This window comes from Vibrio sp. ED004 (assembly GCF_023206395.1).
Lineage (GTDB): Bacteria > Pseudomonadota > Gammaproteobacteria > Enterobacterales > Vibrionaceae > Vibrio.
The window spans coordinates 2,578,039-2,601,363 of record NZ_CP066149.1 but is presented as its reverse complement, the minus strand read 5'-3'; the positions used below and the strand labels follow the sequence as shown (position 1 = coordinate 2,601,363).

Annotated in this window: 16 protein-coding genes and 2 pseudogenes; 5 read left to right on the top strand and 13 right to left on the bottom strand. The window is 45.3% G+C overall.

The window, feature by feature from the left end; translation table 11 throughout:
* Window positions 1-201: 201 nt before the first annotated feature.
* Both ITG10_RS11675 and dapD read left to right on the top strand, forming a co-directional pair.
* Window positions 202-843, top strand: coding sequence for a MarC family protein (locus ITG10_RS11675; protein ID WP_017631947.1), 642 nt, complete (start codon window positions 202-204; stop codon window positions 841-843).
* A gap of 258 nt (window positions 844-1,101) precedes the next feature.
* Window positions 1,102-2,130, top strand: coding sequence for a 2,3,4,5-tetrahydropyridine-2,6-dicarboxylate N-succinyltransferase (gene dapD, locus ITG10_RS11670; RefSeq protein ID WP_248386408.1), 1,029 nt, complete (start codon window positions 1,102-1,104; stop codon window positions 2,128-2,130).
* A 125-nt stretch (window positions 2,131-2,255) separates the two neighbouring features.
* Here the strand turns inward: dapD and ITG10_RS11665 are convergent, their stop codons facing one another.
* On the bottom strand, window positions 2,256-2,789 hold the full coding sequence (locus tag ITG10_RS11665) for a DUF3332 domain-containing protein (protein WP_017631948.1): 534 nt from the start codon (window positions 2,787-2,789) through the stop codon (window positions 2,256-2,258).
* Window positions 2,790-3,054: 265 nt separating this feature from the next.
* Window positions 3,055-6,969 carry a phosphoribosylformylglycinamidine synthase gene (gene purL, locus ITG10_RS11660; RefSeq protein WP_017631949.1) on the bottom strand — a complete coding sequence of 1,305 codons (3,915 nt, stop codon included), beginning with the start codon at window positions 6,967-6,969 and terminating at the stop codon, window positions 3,055-3,057.
* Between the two features lie 329 nt (window positions 6,970-7,298).
* Between purL and mltF the strand changes: the two genes are divergently transcribed.
* Together mltF and ITG10_RS26310 are read left to right on the top strand one after the other, a co-directional pair.
* Window positions 7,299-8,867 carry a membrane-bound lytic murein transglycosylase MltF gene (mltF, locus tag ITG10_RS11655; RefSeq protein ID WP_017631951.1) on the top strand — a complete coding sequence of 523 codons (1,569 nt, stop codon included), beginning with the start codon at window positions 7,299-7,301 and terminating at the stop codon, window positions 8,865-8,867.
* A 304-nt stretch (window positions 8,868-9,171) separates the two neighbouring features.
* Complete coding sequence (locus ITG10_RS26310; protein ID WP_017059878.1) at window positions 9,172-9,303, top strand: hypothetical protein; 132 nt, start codon at window positions 9,172-9,174, stop codon at window positions 9,301-9,303.
* Window positions 9,304-9,365: 62 nt separating this feature from the next.
* On the opposite strand, the gene tadA is transcribed toward ITG10_RS26310, so the two are convergent.
* The 7 genes from tadA to ITG10_RS11620 form a co-directional block, all read right to left on the bottom strand.
* Entirely contained in the window at window positions 9,366-9,932 is a 567-nt protein-coding gene (tadA, locus tag ITG10_RS11650) for a tRNA adenosine(34) deaminase TadA (protein ID WP_017631952.1), read from the bottom strand.
* Window positions 9,933-10,058: 126 nt separating this feature from the next.
* The gene (locus ITG10_RS11645; protein WP_017631953.1) at window positions 10,059-11,348 is read right to left on the bottom strand and encodes a hemolysin family protein; all 1,290 of its coding nucleotides are present in this window, start codon (window positions 11,346-11,348) and stop codon (window positions 10,059-10,061) included.
* Window positions 11,349-11,534: 186 nt separating this feature from the next.
* Entirely contained in the window at window positions 11,535-13,097 is a 1,563-nt protein-coding gene (locus ITG10_RS11640; RefSeq protein WP_123322668.1) for an AbgT family transporter, read from the bottom strand.
* Window positions 13,098-13,395: 298 nt separating this feature from the next.
* A complete protein-coding gene (locus ITG10_RS11635; protein ID WP_017631955.1) occupies window positions 13,396-13,845 on the bottom strand; it encodes a prepilin-type N-terminal cleavage/methylation domain-containing protein in 450 nt (149 codons plus the stop codon).
* Window positions 13,835-15,139 (bottom strand): hypothetical protein, encoded by a 1,305-nt coding sequence (locus tag ITG10_RS11630; RefSeq protein WP_017631956.1) that lies wholly within the window; start codon window positions 15,137-15,139, stop codon window positions 13,835-13,837. Before ITG10_RS11630 ends, ITG10_RS11635 begins: the two co-directional genes overlap by 11 nt.
* Window positions 15,136-15,768, bottom strand: a complete 633-nt coding sequence (locus ITG10_RS11625; protein WP_017631957.1) for a hypothetical protein — start codon at window positions 15,766-15,768, stop codon at window positions 15,136-15,138. The genes ITG10_RS11630 and ITG10_RS11625 overlap by 4 nt, the downstream gene beginning before the upstream one ends.
* Window positions 15,749-16,255: a GspH/FimT family pseudopilin gene (locus ITG10_RS11620; protein ID WP_017631958.1), complete on the bottom strand. Its 507-nt coding sequence runs from the start codon at window positions 16,253-16,255 to the stop codon at window positions 15,749-15,751. The genes ITG10_RS11625 and ITG10_RS11620 overlap by 20 nt, the downstream gene beginning before the upstream one ends.
* Before the next feature lie 102 nt (window positions 16,256-16,357).
* Here ITG10_RS11620 and ITG10_RS11615 point away from each other — a divergent pair.
* Window positions 16,358-16,788 (top strand): annotated as a pseudogene (locus tag ITG10_RS11615) (type IV pilin protein).
* A gap of 186 nt (window positions 16,789-16,974) precedes the next feature.
* On the opposite strand, the gene dnaJ reads toward ITG10_RS11615, so the two are convergent.
* The 4 genes and pseudogenes from dnaJ to ITG10_RS11595 form a co-directional block, all read right to left on the bottom strand.
* Window positions 16,975-18,123 carry a molecular chaperone DnaJ gene (dnaJ, locus tag ITG10_RS11610; RefSeq protein WP_176681898.1) on the bottom strand — a complete coding sequence of 383 codons (1,149 nt, stop codon included), beginning with the start codon at window positions 18,121-18,123 and terminating at the stop codon, window positions 16,975-16,977.
* 289 nt (window positions 18,124-18,412) lie between these two features.
* Window positions 18,413-20,326, bottom strand: a complete 1,914-nt coding sequence (dnaK, locus tag ITG10_RS11605; RefSeq protein WP_017631959.1) for a molecular chaperone DnaK — start codon at window positions 20,324-20,326, stop codon at window positions 18,413-18,415.
* 387 nt (window positions 20,327-20,713) lie between these two features.
* Window positions 20,714-21,751, bottom strand: a complete 1,038-nt coding sequence (locus ITG10_RS11600; protein ID WP_026084362.1) for a polysaccharide lyase family 7 protein — start codon at window positions 21,749-21,751, stop codon at window positions 20,714-20,716.
* A 445-nt stretch (window positions 21,752-22,196) separates the two neighbouring features.
* Window positions 22,197-23,211, bottom strand: a pseudogene (locus tag ITG10_RS11595) (IS110 family transposase).
* Window positions 23,212-23,325: the final 114 nt, after the last annotated feature.

Sequence of the window (23,325 nt, the reverse complement as noted above, 5' to 3'; positions counted from 1 at the left end):
CTTTTGTGGAGCTTTTTAATTGAGAAACGCGCAATAACGCACGACCAAAACTCTACACCTATCACTAAAACCAAACAGCCAGCCTTATGCTGGCTGTTTTTTATTCACACTTGCTCTACTATCTATTTCTAATAATTATTTGTATCTAAGATTAAATACACCAACCATTAGTATTTAACTGCATATTTTCAAAGGAATAATATGAAAGAGCTCATCATTCATACCATTACTGTGTTCATGGGCTTTTTTGCCATCATGAACCCAATCGCCAACACCCCAATCTTTCTTGGATTAACTGGTGATAACGACAGGGAAACGGTCAAGTCCATCGCCTTCCGTTCAGTGTTTATCGCATTTGTCATCGTCAGTACGTTTGCGCTATCTGGCAAACTGATTTTTGACCTCTTTGGTATCACGCTGTACGCACTGCGCATCACGGGCGGTATTCTGGTCTTTTTGATTGGCTTTCACATGCTACAAGGTGATTCAACACACGCCAAAGCAAAAGAGAAAGTGAACTCAGACGCCCAACGCGACGCAGCGCTTAGCATCGCAGTATCACCTTTAGCCATGCCGATACTGGCAGGCCCGGGCACCATCGCCACTGCGATGAACTTCGCCAGCACTGAAGGCATTTACGAAACCATCATTACCATCGTCGCCTTTGGTCTTCTGTGCACCTTAACCTACGTATTATTTGTATTCGGCGAACGCTTCGTGAAAGCCGTAGGGCCAAGCGCACTGAACGTGATTACTCGAATGATGGGGTTGATACTCGCAGTTATCGGTATGCAGATGTTGATTGAAGGAATTGAACAGGCTTATAAGGCGCTGTTTGTCTAAAGAAGCTATTCACAGGAGGATGTTGATTAACGCACCAATCAATTTGTGTTGATCTGCAGTGTTTTCTCATTGCAGAAAAATATCTCTCAAAAGACAAGCAATATCATTTTACAGACTTTATCCCGATGCGCCCTTTCATAACGAGGGCGCTCTCTTTATGATGAACGCAATTAAATTAACTTTGCTAACGGCAGCGCTTGTTATTCGAGCCGCTGTTATGAAATAGCAAAATCAAGACTCAACACATGGAGATTCAACATGGCTTACTTTTCACTAGCCTTCGGTACGGCAACCAAAAACCGCGACAATAAAATCATTGAAGCGTTCTTCCCTAACCCACTTCTAAACCCAAGCGACGCTCTAGTAGCGGCTGTTGGTGAAGTTGCAGGTTACACTGAAGGCAACCAAGCTATCGAAATCTCTGCTGCACAAAGCGCAGAACTAGCGAAAGCATTCGCAGCAAACGACGATGCAGCAAACGCATCTTTCGCAGAAAAAGCAGCATCTGAGCAGCCACTTGTTCTTGTTGTTCTTGCAACTGACGAGAAGCCAGCATCTGTTGCTGAAGGCTTCCTTAAGCTACAACTTATCTCTAACCGCCTAGTTCAACCACACGGTACGGTACTAGACGGTATCTTCGGTCTACTGCACAACATCGCATGGACTAACGAAGGTCCAATCGATCTTCCTGAGCTGGCTGAGCGTCAAATCGAAGCTCGCCTAGCTGGTCGCGCTCTATCTGTAGATTGCGTAGACAAGTTCCCTAAAATGGTGGATTACGTGGTACCAACAGGTATTCGTATTGCTGATACTTCTCGTGTTCGTCTTGGCGCACATGTGGGTGAAGGCACAACAGTTATGCACGAAGGCTTCATCAACTTCAACGCAGGTACAACTGGCGTAAGCATGGTTGAAGGTCGTATCTCTGCTGGTGTTGTTGTGGGTAACGGTTCAGACATCGGCGGCGGCGCTTCTATCATGGGTACGCTATCTGGTGGAGGTACTATGGTTATCTCTATTGGCGAAAACTGCCTTCTAGGCGCAAACGCGGGTCTTGGCTTCCCAATGGGCGATCGTTGTACTGTTGAATCGGGTCTTTACGTAACTGCGGGTACGAAAGTTCGCATGCTAGATAAAGAAGGCAACGAAGTAGAAATCATCAAAGCGCGCGACCTAGCTGGCGTATCTGATCTTCTGTTCCGTCGCAACTCGATCACTGGTCAAATTGAATGTCTAGCGAACAAATCTGCTGTTGAACTGAACAGCGAGCTACACAGCAACAACTAATCTAAGCGCTAGATGCTAGATGCTAGATGCTAGATGCTAGATGCTAGATGCTAGATGCTAGAAAATACGAAGCCGCTGGGGTTAAATCCAGCGGCTTTTCTTTTATTAGTATCTAGCTGAAAGAGTTACGCTTTCTCTGCGGCTAGCTGATCAAGCGCTTGAATAGAAGTTTCTGATACTAGCGTGCCATCCATGTAGTAGCTAACCTTGTCGCCATCACGAACACCTGTCAGAACGGCTTTCTGACCATCGTTGTAAGTGATGTCCATGCGGATCGTGTTCTCATCGATTTGTTGCATCTCACCCCATTCGATCTGACGATTATTGAAACCAAGTGGGGCTTCTTTTAGTGAATCGTCTAGGCTATCGTTCACATCAATCATGGTATCGACTTTGCTATCAAAGATGTGAGGCGCGCCTGTGAGTGGGTTCTTACCTACCCAGAATTCGATTGAGTTAAAGACAATGTAATCGGCTGCGGTGGTAAGTGCGTAAACCGGAGCAAGCAAGAAGTTGACGCCCGCACGAGCGTAACGGTTATCCACCACCTCGACGTTGAACTTCATTAATTTCCCAGTAACCGCGTTACTACCTACACACCCAGCTAACGACATGACAATCGCTGCCACTGCAACGGCTTTTATAATTGTTGTTTTCATAGTTCCCTCTTATGCCACAATGATTGATTCAGTTTTTGCATAGCCGAACGAAGCTTTCCTTGATCGAGTGCAAGAATTATTCGTCTAACAAATTGATTCCATAACATTTAGCGTAGTGGAGATTTTTAGAACAGCAAACTGCAAACCTCAATTGTTTCACACTGGTTCCTAAATCTTAGGAAATAAAAAAGCGCAGACCTTTCGATCTGCGCTTTTTTATTTTTGATTAACCTAGCCTAGATTAATGCGACCTGTAAGAAAGTGATTAACCTACATTCTTACGAGCGTTTTGGAACATACGCATCCAAGCGCCATTCTCGCCCCAGCCTTCTGGAGACCAAGAGTTTGCAACTGTGCGGAACACACGCTCTGGGTGAGGCATCATGATAGTCACGCGGCCGTCAGTCGTTGTTAAACCAGTGATAGCGTTTGGCGAACCGTTCGGGTTATTCGGGTATTGCTGCGTTTGGTTACCGTTGTTATCAACGTAACGTAGAGCAACCGTACCTGAGTTTTCAATCGCGTTTAGGTGGTCGCTATCACGTACTTCTACGCGGCCTTCACCGTGAGAAACAGCGATTGGCATACGAGAACCTTCCATGCCGTTGAAGAATACAGAATCAGACTTCTGAACTTCTACTAGGCTGAAACGTGCTTCAAAGCGCTCAGATTCATTGCGAACGAAACGTGGCCAGTACTCAGCACCAGGAATTAGGTCACGTAAGTTAGACAGCATCTGACAACCGTTACACACACCTAGAGAGAAGGTATCTTCACGTTTGAAGAAGTTTTCAAACTGGTCACGAGTCGAATCGTTAAACAGAACCGACTTAGCCCAACCTTCACCTGCACCTAATACATCACCGTAAGAGAAGCCACCACAAGCTACAAGGCCGTTGTACTCTTCTAGTACTGCTTGACCCGTTAGGATGTCGCTCATGTGAATATCAGTTGCTTCGAAGCCTGCACGGTCGAATGCTGCTGCCATTTCAACGTGAGAGTTAACACCCTGCTCACGTAGAATTGCCATCTTAGGCTTAGCACCTGTGTTGATGAACGGTGCTGCGATGTCTTCGTTTACGTCGAAGCTTAGTTTCACGTTCAGACCTGGGTCTGAGTTGTCTTTCTTCGCTTCGTGCTCTTGGTCAGCACATGCTGGGTTATCACGTAGACCTTGCATCTTATGCGTTGTCTCAGCCCAGATAGTACGTAGCTCAGTACGGTTACGTTCAATCACTACAGACTCGCCAGACTTAATCACTAGCTCATCCGATGCTTCAACAGAACCAATTACGTGTGAACACGCTTCTAGACCGTTTGCTGCAAGAGTAGAAAGAACTGCGTCTAGGTCGTCATTACGAACTTGGATTACCGCACCTAACTCTTCGTTGAATAGTGCTGCTAGTGTGTCTTCGCTGTTCTCTGATGCAGCTAAAAGAGCTTCAATGTTTGCATTAACACCACAGTGACCTGCGAATGCCATTTCAGCTAGAGTAACAAATAGACCGCCATCGCCTTTATCGTGGTAAGCCACAACTTGGTCGTTAGCAACCAGTGCTTGAACGCCTTCGTAGAAACCTTTCAGTTGTGCTGCGTTGTCTACGTCAGCTGGCTTATCACCAAGCTGCTTGTAAACTTGCGCTAGTGCCGTTGCACCTAGACGGTTTTTGCCGTTACCTAGGTCGATAAGAACTAGTGATGTGTCACCCTTGTCAGTGCGAAGCTGAGGCGTAATCGTCTTACGAACATCTTCAACACGAGCAAACGCAGTGATAACAAGAGATAGCGGAGACGTTACTTCTTTCTGCTCGCCGTTCTCTTCCCACTTCGTCTTCATAGACATTGAGTCTTTACCCACTGGGATAGTTAGACCCAGTGCTGGACACAGCTCTTCACCGACTGCTTTCACCGCTTCGTAAAGACCTGCATCTTCACCTGGGTGACCCGCTGGAGACATCCAGTTAGCCGACAGCTTAATGTGTTTGATATCGCCGATGTTCGTCGCTGCGATGTTTGTGATTGCTTCACCAACCGCTAGACGAGCCGATGCACCGAAGTCTAGTAGTGCTACTGGCGTACGCTCACCAAGAGACATAGCCTCACCGTGGTAAGAGTCGTAACTTGCCGCAGTTACAGCACAGTTAGCAACAGGAACCTGCCATGGACCAACCATTTGGTCACGAGCCACAAGGCCAGTTACCGAGCGGTCACCGATAGTGATAAGGAATGTTTTCTCAGCGACGGTTGGTAGACGAAGAACACGGTCAACCGCTTCGTTCATTTCGATACCAGAACGGTCAATCGCTGGGTTATTTGCTTTGAGCGTTTTCGCGTCACGGTGCATCTTAGGTGTTTTACCTAAAAGGATGTCCATTGGCATGTCGATTGGCGTGTTGTCGAAGTGTGAATCTTCAAGCTTAAGCTCACGCTCTTCCGTTGCTTTACCAACCACTGCGTAAGGTGCACGTTCACGCTTACAAATTGCGTCGAACGTTGCCATGTCTTCATCAGCAACGGCCATTACGTAACGTTCTTGAGATTCGTTACACCAGATCTCAAGTGGGCTCATGCCTGGCTCATCGTTTGGCACGTCGCGTAGGTTGAAGATACCGCCACGCTCGCCATCGTCTACTAGCTCAGGAAGTGCGTTTGAGATACCGCCTGCGCCCACATCGTGGATGAATGCGATTGGGTTCGCATCACCTAGCTGCCAACAACGGTCGATCACTTCCTGGCAACGACGTTCCATCTCTGGGTTTTCACGTTGTACAGAAGCGAAATCTAGATCTTCAGAAGAAGAACCAGAATCCATCGAAGATGCCGCACCGCCACCAAGGCCGATGTTCATCGCAGGACCACCAAGAACGATTAGGCTTGCACCTACTGGGATCTCTTTCTTCTGAACGTGCTCATCACGGATGTTACCAAGACCACCAGCTAGCATGATTGGCTTGTGGTAACCACGTACTTCTTCACCTGCGTGAGAGTTAACTTTCTCTTCGTAAGTACGGAAGTAACCTAGTAGGTTTGGACGACCAAATTCGTTGTTGAATGCCGCGCCACCAAGAGGACCTTCAAGCATGATATCCAGAGCAGTAACGATACGGCTCGGCTTACCAAAGTCGGTTTCCCAAGGTTGAACGAAGTTCGGGATCTTAAGGTTAGAGACAGAAAATGCCACAAGACCAGCTTTCGGTTTGCCACCAATACCTGTTGCGCCTTCATCACGGATTTCACCGCCTGAACCTGTAGATGCGCCCGGCCACGGAGAGATTGCCGTTGGGTGGTTGTGCGTTTCAACTTTCATCAAGATGTGTGTTTTCTCTTGATGGTAGTTGTATTGGCGAGTTTCTGGATCTGGGAAGAAACGACCTACTTCAGAACCTGTCATTACTGCTGCGTTATCTTTATAAGCAGACAGAACGTGCTCTGGTGTCGTTTCAAAAGTGTTCTTAATCATCTTGAACAATGATTTTTCTTGCTTAACGCCATCGATAGTCCAATCAGCGTTAAAGATCTTGTGACGACAGTGCTCTGAGTTCGCTTGTGCAAACATCATTAGCTCGATGTCAGTCGGGTTACGACCTAGCTTCTCAGTAAAGCTTTCAAGAAGGTAATCAATCTCATCTTCTGCAAGTGCTAGACCTAGGGTTACGTTTGCTTCTTCAAGCGCTTTACGTCCACCAGTTAATAGGTCAACTTCCGCATAAGGAGCAGGCTCAGCAACTCTAAATAGTGCCGCCGCTGATTCGAAGTCAGTGAAAACCACTTCCATCATACGGTCGTGCAGAATTGCTTTCAGCTCAACAAGTTGAAGCTCAGAAAGTTCAGAAGACGTTTCAATGTAGAAAGCAGTACCGCGCTCTAAACGTGACACTTTAGCCAGTCCACAGTTATGTGCGATATCTGTTGATTTTGAAGACCAAGGCGAGATAGTGCCCGGGCGTGGCGTTGCAAGCAGCAATAAACCTTCAGGTTCATGCTCTTCAATCGTTGGACCGTAAGTCAGTAGCTTTTCTAGCTTCTCAACTTCAGACTCATCTAGGTCTGCCGTTAAATCAGCAAAGTGGGCAAACTCAGCGTAAATACCTGTTACAGGTAAGCTTAATTCACGACAAAGCTCTAAAAGCTTGTTAACACGAAACTCAGATAGAGCTGGGGAGCCACGCAAAATTCTCATGTGCTTAGGTCTCTTATGCAGTTGATTAAGGTAGTATTGGAATAAATTCAGTGGGTTATAGGAACAACCTAACTGTTTTCTTCGAAGCTATTCCCGAAGGTTGCCAAACCTATGCCGATTCCACCTCTTCAATGCGAGCGCATTATAAAGCATTTCTTTTTGTGACGTAACACCAAAAGCAACCGTTTGCGTTATTTTTTTTATGTTTCTGCGTAAATGGTATTTTTGCTGCATTTATCACCACTTTTACATCTGTTTAATTAAACCTGCTTTGCCAGCCTTGCGGGGTTTGGTATAAAGGGGCTTCCACTTTTCGAGATTTCATTTTGATGCCTAAATTTACGCTCATCTTTTCGTCTAAATTCATTCTGCTCGTTATCGCTCTGGTTGGGCTCGCGGGATGCCAGATTGAATCTGAACCTAAAAGTGTCCTTGAGCAGATACGAGATCGCGGCGTTCTTCGTGTCGGCACCCTTAACAACCAACTCTCTTATTATATTGGTCCTGATGGCCCAGCAGGCTTGGATTACGAGTTAGCTCGTGAGTTTGCGCAGGAGCTTGGTGTAAAGCTTGAGGTTAAACCCGCTTACCGTCTATCTGGCCTATTCCCTGCGTTGAAGAAAGGCGAAATCGACCTTATCGCAACTGGCTTAACGCAAAACAACAAACTGACACGCGCTTATCGCGCCGCGCCTGCTTATTACTATGTAAGCCAACAGGTCGTGTACAAAAAGGGACAATGGCGCCCAAGAAACCTTGAGCAATTGATCAATTTTGAGAATGAGCGTCAGGCTGAGTTTGTAAAAGCACAAGCTGAATCAGAAGCTGCGGTATCAAGTGACACACTATCGCCCTCTTTGGTAGTGGTGAAAGACTCACACTTTGAACCAACACTTAAACTGCTGCAAAAAACGCACGATGACTTCATCTACGATGCGGTTGGCAATGCAGACATCAATGACCTGCTAAAAGAAGTATCAACAGGCGAACGTTTATTCACAGTGGCTGACTCTATCGAGCTATCACTGGCGCAGCGTTTGTATCCAGACGTTGCCTTGGCATTTGAGTTGACAGAAGACCAACCTATCTCTTGGTACCTAAATAGATCGGAAGATGAAAGCCTGTATGCTTTGCTGATTGAGTTCTTCGGTAACCTAAAACAATCTGGTGAACTGGCTTCACTGGAAGAGAAATACATCGGTCATATCGGCACCTTTGACTACGTTGATACTCGTGCCTTTATCCGCGCACTGGACAGTAAGTTACCAAAATGGTCACCGCTGTTTCAGAAGTACTCACAAGAATTTGATTGGCGCTTGATTGCTGCATTGGCATACCAAGAGTCACACTGGAACCCTGTTGCGCGCTCGCCAACGGGTGTACGTGGCATGATGATGCTGACACTACCTACTGCGAAAAGCGTTGGTGTGACCAACCGTCTCGACCCGAAACAGTCGGTACAAGGTGGTGTTGAATACCTACGTCGCATCGTGAATCGAGTGCCAGATTCAATCACTCAACACGAAAAGATCTGGTTTGCCCTAGCTTCATACAATGTCGGTTACGGGCACATGATGGACGCTCGTCGCCTCACGAAGGCACAAGGTGGCGATCCCGATGCTTGGGGCGATGTGAAAGACAGACTGCCGCTGTTACGACAGAAGAAGTACTACAGCCAAACTCGCTACGGCTATGCCCGTGGTGATGAAGCTAGAAATTACGTTGAAAACATTCGCCGTTATTACCAAAGCATCATCGGCCATGTAAATAAGCGTAATAAGGAACAAGAAGAGAGTCTTGAAGGGTTGATCGTCATCCCACCTCTAGAGACTTCTGGTGCTGAATCAAGCATTAGCGCTGCTGAATCGACAGTAAGCAGTTCAGAACCTTCGCAGTAGAGACTAAAAGAGCAATGCCATTAAGCATTGCTCTTTTTTATTGTGCTTTTTATAACTGCGTAAAAGAATAAGAAGCTCGACAAAAGGTCGTGAAAATCGATGTGTCATATTGCAGTAACAATCGAACTTTATAACGGCACACCATAATCAAAATTACGCTCTGTTGCACTTGGGGGCTGGGTTTTAGCTAGAACTGCTCTTCTGGGTAAGCCAAGCGCGCGACAGCGCCAAATAAACGAATAACACTATAATTAAATCGTTAGTCCAAACTACAAAGTCAGACGACAAATAGGAAATCATTGAAATGATGAAGAAACTGAAATCGAAGCGCCTTGATAAGACCGTTGCTGCAAACCGTCGTAAGCGTATGCTTTCAAATAACAAGAAGAAGATCATTTGGCGCAACCGTGCGTTCATGCAGATGATTGCTGAGTAAATACGATAACCAAGTCACTTGGCGCGGGCACTCTTGGAGTTGAGAGTGCCTAAAGCTCGCAGCTATTTCTTATTACTGACCTTATTATCGCTACTTACCTTATCAGCTTCTAGACGCTGCTCTTCCAACAGACGCTCTTGCTTTCGCTTCTCTTTGATCTCTTTTCTACGGCGCTTGAAAAACGCCTGCAGCTGCTCACGACACTCTTCTTCTAATAGGCCGTGTTCAACATCGGCATAGTGGTACGAGGCTTGGCTTTCAAACAAGTTCAAGACAGTACCCGCCGCACCCGCTTTTAAGTCAGGTGCACCAAAGACAATGCGTTTTACTCGGCTGTGTAACAAAGCACCGGCACACATAGGGCACGGCTCTAGCGTGACGTATAAGGTGGTATCGAGCAGTCGGTAATTTTCCAGAGCTTGCCCCGCTTTACGCAAGGTTTCGATTTCTGCGTGTGCCGTGGCATCGTGGCTACCAATCGAACGGTTCCACCCTTCAGAGATAATCTCACCATCTTTTACCAACACAGCACCCACGGGAACCTCTCCCTCACTCTCAGCTTGCTTGGCTACCTCAATGGCGCGTCGCATGAAGATTTCATCTTGAGGGGTGAATTGATGGTCTGACAAAGGGAACTCCCGAAAAACAAACAATAAGAACAAAAAAGTATGCGGTGAAGCATACCTAATCTTGGTGGCTATGAACAACAAAGAGATAATGAACAATAGCCACCATCTAGATGATTAGCTCTTTATTTAGCTTGCTGCTTCAACGACATCATTAACGGTTTGCGTCGCTTTAACACTCACAATGCGGTTGTTCTCAACTGAGATGATTTCAAACTGCCACTGCTGGCACTCCACGAATTCACCGACTTCTGGTAAGCGGCCTAGTAGCCACGTGATAAGGCCATTCAGCGTTTGGAAACCCTCGTTTTCACCTTCTAGTTCCGAAAGCTCTAAGCGGTTTTTCAGCTCACAGAGGGGGATTAACCCGTCCACCAGAAGTCCGCCTTCGACTTGCTCTGTCCAAAGGTCTTTCGGGTTGTTCGATAACTCTCCGGCAATCGCCTCAAGAATATCGTAGTGAGTCACCAAGCCTTGCACATCACCATACTCATCGACAATGAATGCCATCTCGGTACCCGACTCTTTAAAGTAGCCAAGTAGACGTAATGCCTTCATCGATTCCGGTACATAGATCGGCGATTTAGACAGCCCCATGATCACTTGAATACTCAGATTACCCGCCTGATTCAATAAAGCCTTGGCCGACACTGTGCCCACCACCTTATTTAGATGGTCTTGGCATAGAGGGAATACGCTGTGCTTTGATGAGCGGAGCTGCTTCAAGATGTTCTCAACAGGTTGGTCGATATCCAGAAAATCGATGTCTCTGCGAGGAGTCATCAATGAGCTGACAAGGCGATCATCAAGCTGCAAGATATTACGAATCATCTCTTGCTCACCTCGCTCTATCACACCAGATTCAGAGCCTTCTTTCACCAGCGCATGAATATCATCTTCAGTCACGCTGTCTTCTTCACCGCCACGTCCCATCAGCTTAAGAATGCGTTCGGTTGAAGCCGATAGCGCAAACACAAACGGCGTTGCGATTTTAGATAACCAGAAGATAGGCAGAGCCACTAACACGGCGATGTTTTCAGCTTGAGATTGAGCGAAACGTTTTGGTACTAGCTCACCGACAACTATCGCGAAGTAAGTAATACCCACCACCACAACCGCAGTAGATAAGATATTCGCTTGTGTTGGGTCTAAGCCCCACAGTTCAAGTTGAACGGCCAATGGAGCAGACAATGTCGCCTCGCCCACAATACCGCTGAGCAGGCCGATTACTGTGATACCGATTTGAATGGTTGAGAGGAAGCGGGTTGGGTTTTCTTTAAGCTCAAGCGCAACCTGAGCGGAACGGTGTTTTTCGGCTAAGCGTTTCAGCCGACTATTCTTTGCTGCGACCAATGCAATCTCTGACATGGCAAACAGACCATTTAAAACAATTAACCCTACTAAAAGCAGAATCTTCATGTGGTTTGGATTTCCTAAATTTACCGGCCAACAATTAGCCGTAATCCGGAGTATAAGCTGAGTGTCTTTGTCTTGGATATAAAAAGTTTTGGATACAAAAAAAACAGAAAAAAATAGCGAAAAAAAGCCCGCACATTTCGGTGCGGGCTTAGCAATGAATAAAGCTTAATTTTGCTTAGTTCAATCTTACATTGTGTAAGTGTAAGGTGCTTGGATACCTAGTGGGATACCAAGAGCCCAGTAAGCTAGCAAGAAGATAGACCAACCGATTAGCATAGCAATCGAGAATGGCATCATTAGAGAAGCTAGAGTACCGATACCTGTCGACTTAACGTAGCGTTGACAGTAAACAACAACCAGTGGGAAGAACACCATTAGTGGAGAGATGATGTTAGACACTGAGTCACCTACACGGTAAGCCGCTTGAGATAGCTCAGGAGAGATACCTACAACCATTAGCATTGGAACTAGGATTGGACCGATAAGAGCCCACTTAGCTGAAGCAGAACCTACAAGAAGGTTAACTGAAGCTGTTAGCAGAATCATACCAACAACCGTTGCTTCACCAGGAAGGTCCATCGCTTTCAGGCCTTCAGCACCGTAAAGCGCAAGCATAGTACCGATGTTTGATTGACCGAATGCCGATAGGAACTGTGCACAGAAGAACGACATTACAATGTATGCGCCCATCGTTGCCATCGTCTCAGACATTGCTTTGATTACGTCATTGCTGTTCTTGAAAGTACCCGCTACACGGCCGTAGACGATACCTGGAATGATGAACAGGATGAAGATCAGAGGAACGATAGACTTCATTACTGGTGCAGAGAATGCTGTTAGCTCACCTTCAGGCGAACGAAGCGCTGAGTTTTCAGGAATAAGAGCCGCGATAAGTAGACCAATACCTGCAACCATTGCCCAACCTGCAAACTTGAATGCTTTAGATTCAATTGCAGTGAACGTACCTAGATCTGGTGCTTCTTCTGCATCTTCATCAACTGGCGTGTTAGCAAGGCGAGGCTCGATGATCTTCTCAGTTACGTACCAACCGATAGCAACAATAAGAACTGAAGATAGGCCAGTAAAGAAGATGTTCGCTAGAGGGTTAATCACGTATTCAGGGTCAAGAACGTTTGCCGCTGTTTGAGTGAAACCAGCTAGTAGCGGGTCAATACCTGAAGGAATGAAGTTCGCTGAGAAACCACCTGATACACCAGCAAACGCTGCTGCAATACCCGCTAGAGGGTGACGGCCCGCTGCGTGGAAGATGATACCGCCAAGAGGGATTACTAGAACGTAACCTGCATCTGCTGCTGTGTGAGACACGATAGCAACAAGGATTAGCATTGGCGTTAGTAGCTTAGCTGGCGTGAAGTTAAGCATCTTCTTAAGGCCAGTCGTAATGAAGCCTGAAGAATCTGCAACGCCAACACCTAGCATAGCAACAAGTACGATGCCTAGCGGTGCGAAGCCTGTGAACGTGGTAACCATATTCGCTAGGAAGCTAGCAAGTGCTTCACCAGTAAGTAGGTTGTTAACTTCTAGAGCAGCACCCGTTTGAGGGTTGATTAGGTCGAATGAAAGGTTCGACAAAAGTGCAGATGCTACCCATACGATAACTAGAGCCCAGAAGAACAGGATTGCTGGGTCTGGAATTTTGTTGCCGGCGCGTTCAATGAAGTTTAGAAAGCGGTCCATTCCACTGATTTTCTCAGTCGATGGTGCTTTTTTTACGGCTTGGTTACTCATTGTAACTCCATATGTGATGTTGTTTTGTTTAGGCCTAATATAAGTTTTGACCACGGCCTATTGGTACAGCACATATTCTATTTAAATCGCCATTAAAAAGCACAAGATTCCACCTCATTTTCCATAAATGGAGACATATTTTGCAAAAACACCATACAACAGCAACAATATAAAAACACAAAAAACACCATTCCATATACAGAGTTTTAACTAGCACGCAAACAATGTCCGAGAAGTGAAAATTATCAGTAAAAGGAGTGGCATGAGCCTTGGCATACAGTAAACGTTTACTTGAGAGTCAATCAAACTCACTGTACTTGGAGAGCATAGTTTCGAGGTAAATATTTTGTACGTGGTTCATTCGATCTTGCCATGCAATTGTGACAGTAATGTTTTTCAGAGCGCCAGACAAAGCACCGCCTGCATTAGTCACCTCACAGGTCATTGCATAGGCAGAACCCGACAAACCGGATAAAGGATCTGAACTTGCTATGTTGAGACAATGGTTCGCCTCATTTAGTTCCGAAAAAGGAATGAGCCCGACCGCCCCACTCACACTAGACGCCCGAGTTCGATAATACTCCATCTGCCTTTCAGCAAAATGCAGCGCCTCTACGCTGTGGAGCGCAAAATCCGATTTTTGTTCAGCGTAGATCTGCAATTTAACTAGCCCTAGTGAGGCAACACCAATGAGTATAAAAGAGATAAGCACCTCAATCAGGCTGAAACCTTGTTGTTTAGAAGTCATTCCATGAGCCTCGCTTCCACTTCGCTTTCAAAGGAGCACTATGAGGATTGTATTCACCGGTATAATCTAAATTGATTGAACCCTGAATTGTCGATAGCCCTCCAGTGGAATCAAAAAACATCCCGCCTTTCGGGAAAAAAGAGGCAAATCCAATATAAACCGAATTGCTTTGTACTAAACCAGTGATAGGAATTGTATCTGGGACTTTAGCCCACAAGTCACTCAACAAGTCGGTATCAAGATCGGGAGAGTTAGGGTTATCGAATATACTCATATCATTTAGATGATAAAAAGATCCATCAAATACGCTTACGTTACCGTTCGCAACAATGCCATCTTGAATCACCAGTGAGCGAGGTGTAACAACGCCAGGGATAGGCTCAACAACATTAATCGCAGGTGAATAAACGACGCAATCACCGATAACCCATACCTTATTCTCTCCACTTGAAAAGGCATCATTAATAGCTTTGCTACACTTATTTCCTTCGTACTCACCCTTAACTAAATCTATATGCTTGGGCGGAGATACAGTCCGATCAATCAGGTCGACAACATGGTAATCAAGCTTAATTTGGTCAATATTCTCTGATGTTTTAGGGACTCCAAAGTAATTAGAGAACGTATCGATATCAGGATCGAACTTGAAGTCTGACTGAAAAGAGTTTGAAGGCAATGCCCCAACAGAATCGATGGTTGCGTCACTGCTAATATCAGTGGTTGGTTGACAAGACTCAAAGGTAGGAAAAGGTGGTGTCTCCGGAGTAATGGTCTTTAAACGTCCCCCTCCCTTGTTCTTATAGATGACACTATCTAGAAATCGAACTGAGACACACTCGTTAATACCATCAACAGCGGTAAGAGCGATATCGGGATTAATGTCGATGTTGTGATCTGAAATAAATTCTAAGCTCGAATTGGTTTGCATTACTCCTAGCCCCGAAGCATCTTCAAAGCTAATCTCTTTGTTCAGCGATAAAGACTCTGAACTCGACACCAATATATTCGGTGTGAGGGCTTCTGATTCCAACGTAACGACTTTCGATTGCTGACAATGATCCATTAAATCATTGGGAATAGCAGTCAGGTCATTTTCGGCGATGTAAGTGAATCCACACTCTAAACCACCTTCCGATCGCCAGTGGGCTTTGCGACCTTCGACCTCGTTTTGAGCCACTTTGATCTGATGAAAAACACTGCGGTATGAACCTAACGTCACTGCCAGCGCACCAATTAAAAGCACAGATGTAATCAACAAGGTCACCACACCACGCTGGTTTCTCAACATCATCATTGCCAGTTCCTTTGTTTAATGGAGACCGAAAGCGATTTGGAAACACCCGCGGTTGGAATTGAAGCTGTGATATTGATATCAGTGAGCGTGGTCTTGATAGAGTTTTGCTCTAATGCCTGAGAATTAATGTTGAACTCGTCCACTTCGATAAGACTGTCATCGAACAATGAATAACACGATGTGACGTCATTGAACGAAAGGAGGTCATCTGAAACAAGCATGCCTTTTTCACATATTTGTAGCCGAATCCCATCCTTGCGGTAAACGATATGTCGATGATCTTTATCGCTACTCGACCCTTCTCGGAAATAAACAAAACCCACCGCCACACCGCCACTGACTTGAATTGTGTCACTCGCGCCAGATAACTTGATTGAGTAACCGTTTGAACCATCGTAACCCGCTCGTTGAATATCCTCTTTCATCACCTGCATGGTGCTTGTTAGATTTTGTAGCAGCAATAATTCAATGCCTTTGTCTTTGGCAATTCTCTGCCCTGTTATAAAGACACTACCGATAATCGAAATCGCAAATACACCAATCACAGACGCCACCATTAACTCAATTAATGATGTGCCTTGCTGTTTACTCGGCGCTATCGCGGTCGGTCTAACACGCATCATAGCCATACTGCGCACTGGACTCTCCGCACACCTTAATTCGCCCTGGAGGGCTAGATAATTTAACCAACAGTCGGTCTGTAGACGCCGTGTTTGGAGAAAGATAAATCGTCCCTCTGGCTGGTCGTCCTCTTACACTCTCAAAACTAATTCTTGCTCCTGTATAGTTATGAGAGAACGAGACATCTCGAAACGGTTGACCCGATAGCATCACCAGCGTTTCGCCAGAGAGATCTTCGGTCGGTTTCAACAACAAGCTCCATTCCCCTGTTGATTGCTCTTCATTTTTATCCATGGAGAAATGAACCCAAAGATCTTGATTCCTTTTCACCGATTCCGACTTAGCTTGAATTAAAAAACCATTCAACTCACCAGCGAGTCGCTGCATCTTGACGGTTTGAGTCACCGAACTAAAACTCGGGGCAGCCGTCGCTATCAGTATCGACAAAACCGATACTGTTATTAACAGCTCTAATAAAGTAAACCCGCGAGTCATTTCCCAAATTCCTATGTAATCTGATGCGTAACCGTATTTAATCTTGCGCCGATGCTACCACCGGAGAAAAATAGACAGAGTTATGAAAGGAAACTACTCGCGATGATTCGAATAAATATATGCAACAACAACAACTTAAGCATTAGAGGAATGACATTGATCGAATTATTGCTCGCTGTCGTCATCGTGGGGATACTTGGTGCCATTGCGTACCCGACTTATACCAGCCATGTTACCAAGGCGCATCGAGTTACAGCGATGGCCGACTTAACCAAGATACAACTGGAGATAGAAACCCTATACACAGGGAACTATGCATCGGCAGCGGAGAATATTATTTCAGGAGGGACATGCTTGTTTTGCGATACCGATACTAGCCGGTACACGCTAGCGATCTCTGCGAGTAGCACCACCTATTCGATTCAAGCTGAACCACTTTCACCACAAAAAACGATGAGTGCTTAGATTCAACGACCGATATCTTGGAATTACACCACTCAGGGGTTTCAGAACCAGAAGCGTGTTGGAAGTAGCAAGGGCAACCACCAAAGGGCTCTAAAATTTTTCTGTGCAACCTCAGTTCTTTCCTCTATGAGCTTCTTTTCTCTAACCTAAAGACACAAAAAAGCCTGCTACATTGAGCAGGCTTTTCCAATTTTATCAACAACTTAAATTATAAAAACTCAAGGTGTTAATAACCGAAGACGTCAATAAATTGATTACTTAGTTAGGTCATCGAAGAAGTTTTTAACGCCGCTGAAGAAACCTTCAGACTTTGGCTTGTGCTTGCTTGCCGCTTCGCCACAACATGTTTCTTCGAATTCACGCAGTAGTTCTTTCTGACGAGAGCTTAGCTTAACTGGAGTCTCAACCACTAGCTTAACGATTAGGTCACCTACGCCGCCGCCACGAACGCCTTTCACGCCTTTGCCACGCATACGGAACATACGGCCCGTTTGTGTTTCTTCTGGCACTTTAAGGTTTACACGACCATCCAGTGTTGGAACTTCAACTTCACCGCCTAAAGCAGCCATAGAGAAGCTTACTGGAACTTCACAGTAAAGATTGTTGCCGTCACGCTCAAAGATGTTGTGCTCTTTTACGTGTACTTGTACGTACAGGTCGCCAGCTGGAGCGCCTTGCTCTCCCGCTTCGCCTTCGCCAGAGAGACGAATACGATCGCCAGTATCAACACCTGCAGGGATCTTAACATTAAGTGTTTTGGTCTTCTGCTTACGGCCTTGACCGTGACAAGAGTTACATGGGTCTTTGATGATCTTGCCTTTACCATTACAAGTAGGACAAGTCTGTTGAACCGCGAAGAAACCTTGACGCATTTGTACTTGGCCGTGGCCATGACAAGTGCCACAAGTTTGCGCTGAAGAACCTTTCTTCGCGCCGCTACCATCACACGTATCACACTCAACCAGTGTTGGAACTTCGATTTCTTTAGAAACACCACGAACTGCTTCTTCTAGAGAAAGCTCCATGTTGTAACGTAAATCAGAACCACGTTGTGCACGTGCTTGACCGCCACCACGACGACCGCCGCCGAAGATGTCGCCAAATACGTCACCGAAGATATCGCCGAAGTCACCTTGGCCACCGCCGCCGAAACCGCCGCCGCCACCCATGCCGCCTTGTTCAAAAGCTGCGTGGCCGTATTGGTCGTAAGCTGCTTTCTTTTGAGGATCGGTTAGGATCTCGTACGCTACTTTTACTTCTTTAAACTTATCTGCTGCGGTGTCGTCACCCTGGTTACGGTCCGGGTGGAATTTCATCGCTAAGCGTTTGTACGCTTTTTTAATATCGCGCTCTGATGCATCGCGGCTTACGCCTAATACTTCGTAAAAATCACGTTTTGACATGTTCTAGGTCACCAAAATAATTGCTACTACCGAATGATCACTTCAGTAGTCTGTGTATCAATCTAGATAAAAGTTCTGCCGGCTGAAACGCCGAATAAAGCTATTATCTAGATCGACAAGTCTAAATACAAATTTACGGGCGTGAGAGTTACCTCTGACGCCCGTATATTTAGAAATCGAAAAACGACTTTTCTAAGCTAAAACACGTTAGTTCAAGGAGAAGGCACAGAGCTTACAAGTGTAAGTGAGTACCTTCGACGCAGAAATCACGTGTTATAGCGACGAAAAATTACTTTTTGTCGTCTTTAACTTCTTCAAACTCCGCGTCTACCACGTCGTCGTCTTGCTTAGGTTGCTCACCCGCTTCAGCGCCAGCTTGCTGTGCTTGAGCTTGTTGTTGAGCGATTTCCATTAGCTTCTGAGCTGCTTGCATAAGTTCTTGAACTTTAGCGTCGATAGCTTCTTTATCGTTACCAGACTTAACTTCTTCTAGTGCCGTGATAGCTGCTTCGATCTTCTCTTTCTCTTCTGCAGGTAGAGCTTCACCAGCTTCTTCTACTTGCTTACGAGTACCGTGAATCATTTGGTCAGCTTGGTTACGTGCAGTTACTAGCTCTTCGAACTTCTTGTCCGCTTCTTTGTTAGCTTCTGCTTCTTGTACCATTGCTTCGATCTCTTCCTCAGACAGACCGCCTGATGCTTGGATAGTGATCTTCTGCTCTTTACCAGTCGCTTTATCTTTAGCAGATACGTTCAGGATACCATCAGCATCTAGGTCGAATGTTACTTCGATTTGTGGCATGCCACGTGGTGCTGGTTGGATACCTTCTAGGTTGAACTGACCAAGAGACTTGTTGTAAGTCGCTTGCTTACGCTCACCTTGAAGAACGTGGATAGTTACTGCGTTTTGGTTGTCTTCAGCTGTAGAGAACACTTGATCCGCTTTAGTCGGGATAGTTGTGTTTTTCTCGATAAGCTTAGTCATCACGCCGCCCATCGTTTCGATACCGAAAGATAGAGGAGTAACGTCTAGTAGTAGAACGTCTTTAACGTCACCAGCTAGTACACCACCTTGAACAGCAGCACCCATTGCAACAGCTTCGTCAGGGTTCACGTCTTTACGTGGCTCTTTACCGAAGAATTCAGTTACTTTAGCTTGAACCATAGGCATACGAGTCTGACCACCAACTAGGATAACGTCAGTGATTTCGCCTACAGATAGATCAGCATCTGCTAGAGCTACTTTTAGTGGCTCAAGAGAACGTTGAACTAGGTCTTCAACTAGAGACTCAAGCTTCGCACGAGTCACTTTGATGTTCATGTGCTTAGGACCAGTCGCATCAGCAGTAACGTAAGGTAGGTTTACGTCAGTTTGAGTAGTAGAAGAAAGCTCGATTTTCGCTTTTTCTGCTGCTTCTTTAACACGCTGCATTGCTAGTGGATCAGCTTTAAGGTCGATACCTTGCTCTTTCTTGAACTCATCTACTAGGTAGTTGATCATGCGGTTATCGAAATCTTCACCACCAAGGTGAGTGTCACCGTTAGTTGAAAGAACTTCGAAAGTCTTCTCGCCTTCTACTTCATCGATTTCGATGATAGAGATATCGAATGTACCACCACCAAGGTCGTATACAGCGATAGTGCGATCACCGCCTTGCTTGTCTAGACCGTAAGCTAGAGCAGCAGCAGTTGGTTCGTTGATGATACGTTTAACATCTAGACCAGCGATACGGCCAGCATCTTTAGTTGCTTGACGTTGAGCATCGTTAAAGTAAGCAGGAACAGTTACTACTGCGCCAGTTACTTCTTCGCCTAGGAAGTCTTCAGCTGTTTTCTTCATTTTCTTAAGAACTTCAGCAGATACTTGAGGAGCAGCCATTTTTTGGCCTTGCGCTTCAACCCATGCATCACCGTTATCAGCCTTAACAATGTTGAAAGGCATGATTTCGATATCGCGTTGAACTTCTTCATCTTCAAAACGACGACCGATTAGACGCTTGATAGCGAACAGTGTGTTTTGAGGGTTAGTAACAGCTTGACGTTTTGCAGGTTGACCAACTAGCGTTTCGCCTTCTGTGTATGCGATTACTGATGCTGTTGTGCGTTCACCTTCAGCATTTTCAATTACGCGTGGTTTGTCGCCGTCAAGAACAGCAACACAAGAGTTAGTAGTACCTAAATCAATACCAATGATTTTACCCATCAGGCCATCTCCGAAATATATTCTATTAAGTTTTTGCTATACCCACATATGTGGGGGTGGTAATTAGAGAATCAACCCTAATACACAAAATTAAAGTGCAAATGTAATTTGCTTTCGTATGCACCATAGATAAGGGCTGCAAACTGGTTTTCAAGGGAATAAGTGAAAAAAATCTATTTTTTCGCGCATCTTTTTACATAAATATAAAAAGTGGCCTATCCCTTACCCCTTATGGCTCGAAAGTAGAGATATTCGCGTGTTTGCTATGCAAAGAAAATATCCGTCATATTCTCTTTCACATAAAAAAAAGACCTTCACTTAGAAGGTCTTTTTTAAATAGGTGTCAATCGATATGGATATCAGCCAATATCGATATCAATCGAATACTTATTGATTTAACACTAACTGGTAGAAGCTTGCTTGAGTGTAGTCACCCGCTTCCATACCACGCCATTCACAAGCCGAACTCGACTTCTTGGTGTTGCACTGGTTGTAGGCGCCCGCTTTGAAATACATCCAATCTTGGCCGTAACCAAGGTCGATGTCGTGTCCTTGATATTTACCCTTTGCCAAATCAACATCGTATGTCTTCACGATTGGGTCAGATGAGTTTGGATTCTTAGTAAAGGTTAAGTGCATGATGTTGTCTTTGATATTCACATCGTATGAGAACACCTCACCTAATTTAATACCATCGACTGGGTCAGCACTGCCCTTCTTCAGGTTGTATTGACCAAACACATCATGGCGAATGTCTTTACGAAGTTTCTTGCCGTTTTCGTCCTTCGCATCTTTCATCTCTGTCGGCGGGTTCAGTTCATAGTTCCACGTTAAAGAACCGTGCTCATGCTCTGGCAATTTACGGTAAACGATCTTGAGAGGCTCATTATCTGAACCATGAATTTGACCAATCACCACTGAGAATGCGCCTGTCTTTTTGTAGTTACCACTGGTACTAACTTGGTCGACAGAAAGCGTTGCCGTCATTTGACCGCCAATAGAACCAAACTCTTGCGCATTGTCATGGCTTGAAATCGCGAAGTTATTATTTGGAGCCGAGTAACTCTCTGCCAGCATTGCTCTTAGTTCACTGCGCGTATTCTTACTGTTTGGTGTGGTTGGCGCGGTATTTGGAGCCACAAACACCATCGCACCAGATTCCGCATCTGTGTAGAACCATTTAGGGTGAACATAAGGCGTTTCTACATTCGACAATTCCTTCTTACCAATCTCCAGAGTTTTACCTTTACGGTCTCCCTCGGTTGTCAGCTCAGGTAAGTTAATTTTCCATTTAGATAAATCGAAGTTCTGTGCCGGTGCTTTTGCCGGATCAAGGTCAAACTGTTGACCAACATCGTGATTAGAAGCAAGAGCAGGCGCAGCTAAAAGACCAGCAGTCAGTAGGCTAAGGTAGGACAACTTCATCATTTGGTTTCCTTTATGTCGTCAGAATGTAGGTTGCCAGAACAATAAAATAATATTGTATTATTATATGTGATCTATATTAAATATTGAAAACTGATGACCGATAAGGTGTCTATAAAAATAAAAAATGAGACTTAGCACCAACCAGAGGTCCTCTTTTAACCTACTAACTAGCCAAGCAACACCGAGCACTTATTAGCAGCAACAAAAATGTATGGTCCGCCCCGTTATTGCAACTACAATTAAGTAATAACGGAGTTGGTTTGCGCTAATGTATTCGGAGTCCTTGTTGGGAGCACTAGCTTCCCAGCTCCACGATGATATCCGCGCAGATTATCCTTAAAAAGCCCAAAGCATTGATTGCTATTTTTTGTGTCAGGTTCTTAATCTGGCCGATTGACCGTTTTTGTCATCACGTTCATTGGCGTTGCAAACTTGGTTATAGCTAAACAGCCTTAAAAGCTTGGCGGTGGTATAACACCGCCCAAGCTATCCTCACTAGCTTGTTGGCTAATGCAACTACCACTACATTAAATGGTTTGGTGGCTCGTAGGTTCACAAGCCACTCTCCAAACACTTTCCCTGTCGTCTCTAGCCTAGAGAGTACAGCTCTTGCGCCATGGATAAACAGAGTTTCTGAGGTGCTTATTTCCTCGTTTACTCATACCAAGTAGCTTGGTATTTCCTCCCGTTGAGAATTGCCTTGGTACAAGTCCCAACCAAGCCGCCATCTCGCGGCCATTGGTGAAGTTACTCGGAGAGCTTACATCAGCAATACACAATGTGGAGGTAAGATCGCCAATTCCAGGGATAGTTTTTAATAATTGAGCACTTTCGTTATTATCAACAATAGTTTGAAGCTTGATATCTTGGGTTTTGATTTGTTCATTGAGGTACTTGTAGTGTTCATGGATAGATATCAATTCACATAGCAAGCTTTCTGGTAGTGATACTGTTTGTTCTGCTAACCATTGAAACAGAGACTTCATCTTTGCATGCCCTTTGGGAAAGCTAAGGCCAAACTCAAGTAAGATCGCGCCGATCCGCGACATAGTGGCGGTTCTCTCCTTGATATAACTATCTCTGACTCGATGAATCGCTGCGATGACTTGAGCCTCTTCACTTTTTACAGCCACAAATCTCATGGTCGGTCGACTCGCAGCCTCTGCGATCGCTGAAGCATCGATGAAATCGTTTTTATTGCCTTTGACATAAGGCTTTACATACTGAAGAGGAATAAGTCGGGGTTGATGACCAAGCTCACCACACTTTCGAGCAAGCCAATGAGCACCGCCACAAGCTTCGAAAGCAATAGTTGTTGGTTCTATTTTACTAAGAAAGATTAAGAGTTGATTGCGATTAAATTTACGACGAAGCACCTCCACCCCACAACGGTTATGTGCGATAGCATGGAAGCAGTGTTTACCTAGGTCGATACCTAAAATATGAATAGAAGACATATGGTTCACCTCATTCTGAGAGCCTACTCTAAGCTTAAGGGCTTGAGAGTGAGGCGGACCATATAATTAAGCCCCGCTCTCATTGAGCGGGGCTTCCAGTTATCGAGTCTTAAT

Bases quoted from the DNA above. Each gene is read 5' to 3' on its own strand.
- ITG10_RS11620 (WP_017631958.1), bottom strand. From the start codon at position 16,255: ATGACTCGCGGGTTTACTTTATTAGAGCTGTTAATAACAGTATCGGTT.
- ITG10_RS11665 (WP_017631948.1), bottom strand. From the start codon at position 2,789: ATGAAAACAACAATTATAAAAGCCGTTGCAGTGGCAGCGATTGTCATG.
- dnaJ (WP_176681898.1), bottom strand. From the start codon at position 18,123: ATGTCAAAACGTGATTTTTACGAAGTATTAGGCGTAAGCCGCGATGCA.
- dnaK (WP_017631959.1), bottom strand. From the start codon at position 20,326: ATGGGTAAAATCATTGGTATTGATTTAGGTACTACTAACTCTTGTGTT.
- dapD (WP_248386408.1), top strand. From the start codon at position 1,102: ATGGCTTACTTTTCACTAGCCTTCGGTACGGCAACCAAAAACCGCGAC.
- mltF (WP_017631951.1), top strand. From the start codon at position 7,299: ATGCCTAAATTTACGCTCATCTTTTCGTCTAAATTCATTCTGCTCGTT.
- ITG10_RS11635 (WP_017631955.1), bottom strand. From the start codon at position 13,845: ATGACTTCTAAACAACAAGGTTTCAGCCTGATTGAGGTGCTTATCTCT.
- purL (WP_017631949.1), bottom strand. From the start codon at position 6,969: ATGAGAATTTTGCGTGGCTCCCCAGCTCTATCTGAGTTTCGTGTTAAC.
- ITG10_RS26310 (WP_017059878.1), top strand. From the start codon at position 9,172: ATGATGAAGAAACTGAAATCGAAGCGCCTTGATAAGACCGTTGCTGCA.
- ITG10_RS11645 (WP_017631953.1), bottom strand. From the start codon at position 11,348: ATGAAGATTCTGCTTTTAGTAGGGTTAATTGTTTTAAATGGTCTGTTT.
- ITG10_RS11675 (WP_017631947.1), top strand. From the start codon at position 202: ATGAAAGAGCTCATCATTCATACCATTACTGTGTTCATGGGCTTTTTT.
- ITG10_RS11630 (WP_017631956.1), bottom strand. From the start codon at position 15,139: ATGATGATGTTGAGAAACCAGCGTGGTGTGGTGACCTTGTTGATTACA.
- ITG10_RS11625 (WP_017631957.1), bottom strand. From the start codon at position 15,768: ATGGCTATGATGCGTGTTAGACCGACCGCGATAGCGCCGAGTAAACAG.
- ITG10_RS11600 (WP_026084362.1), bottom strand. From the start codon at position 21,751: ATGAAGTTGTCCTACCTTAGCCTACTGACTGCTGGTCTTTTAGCTGCG.
- ITG10_RS11640 (WP_123322668.1), bottom strand. From the start codon at position 13,097: ATGAGTAACCAAGCCGTAAAAAAAGCACCATCGACTGAGAAAATCAGT.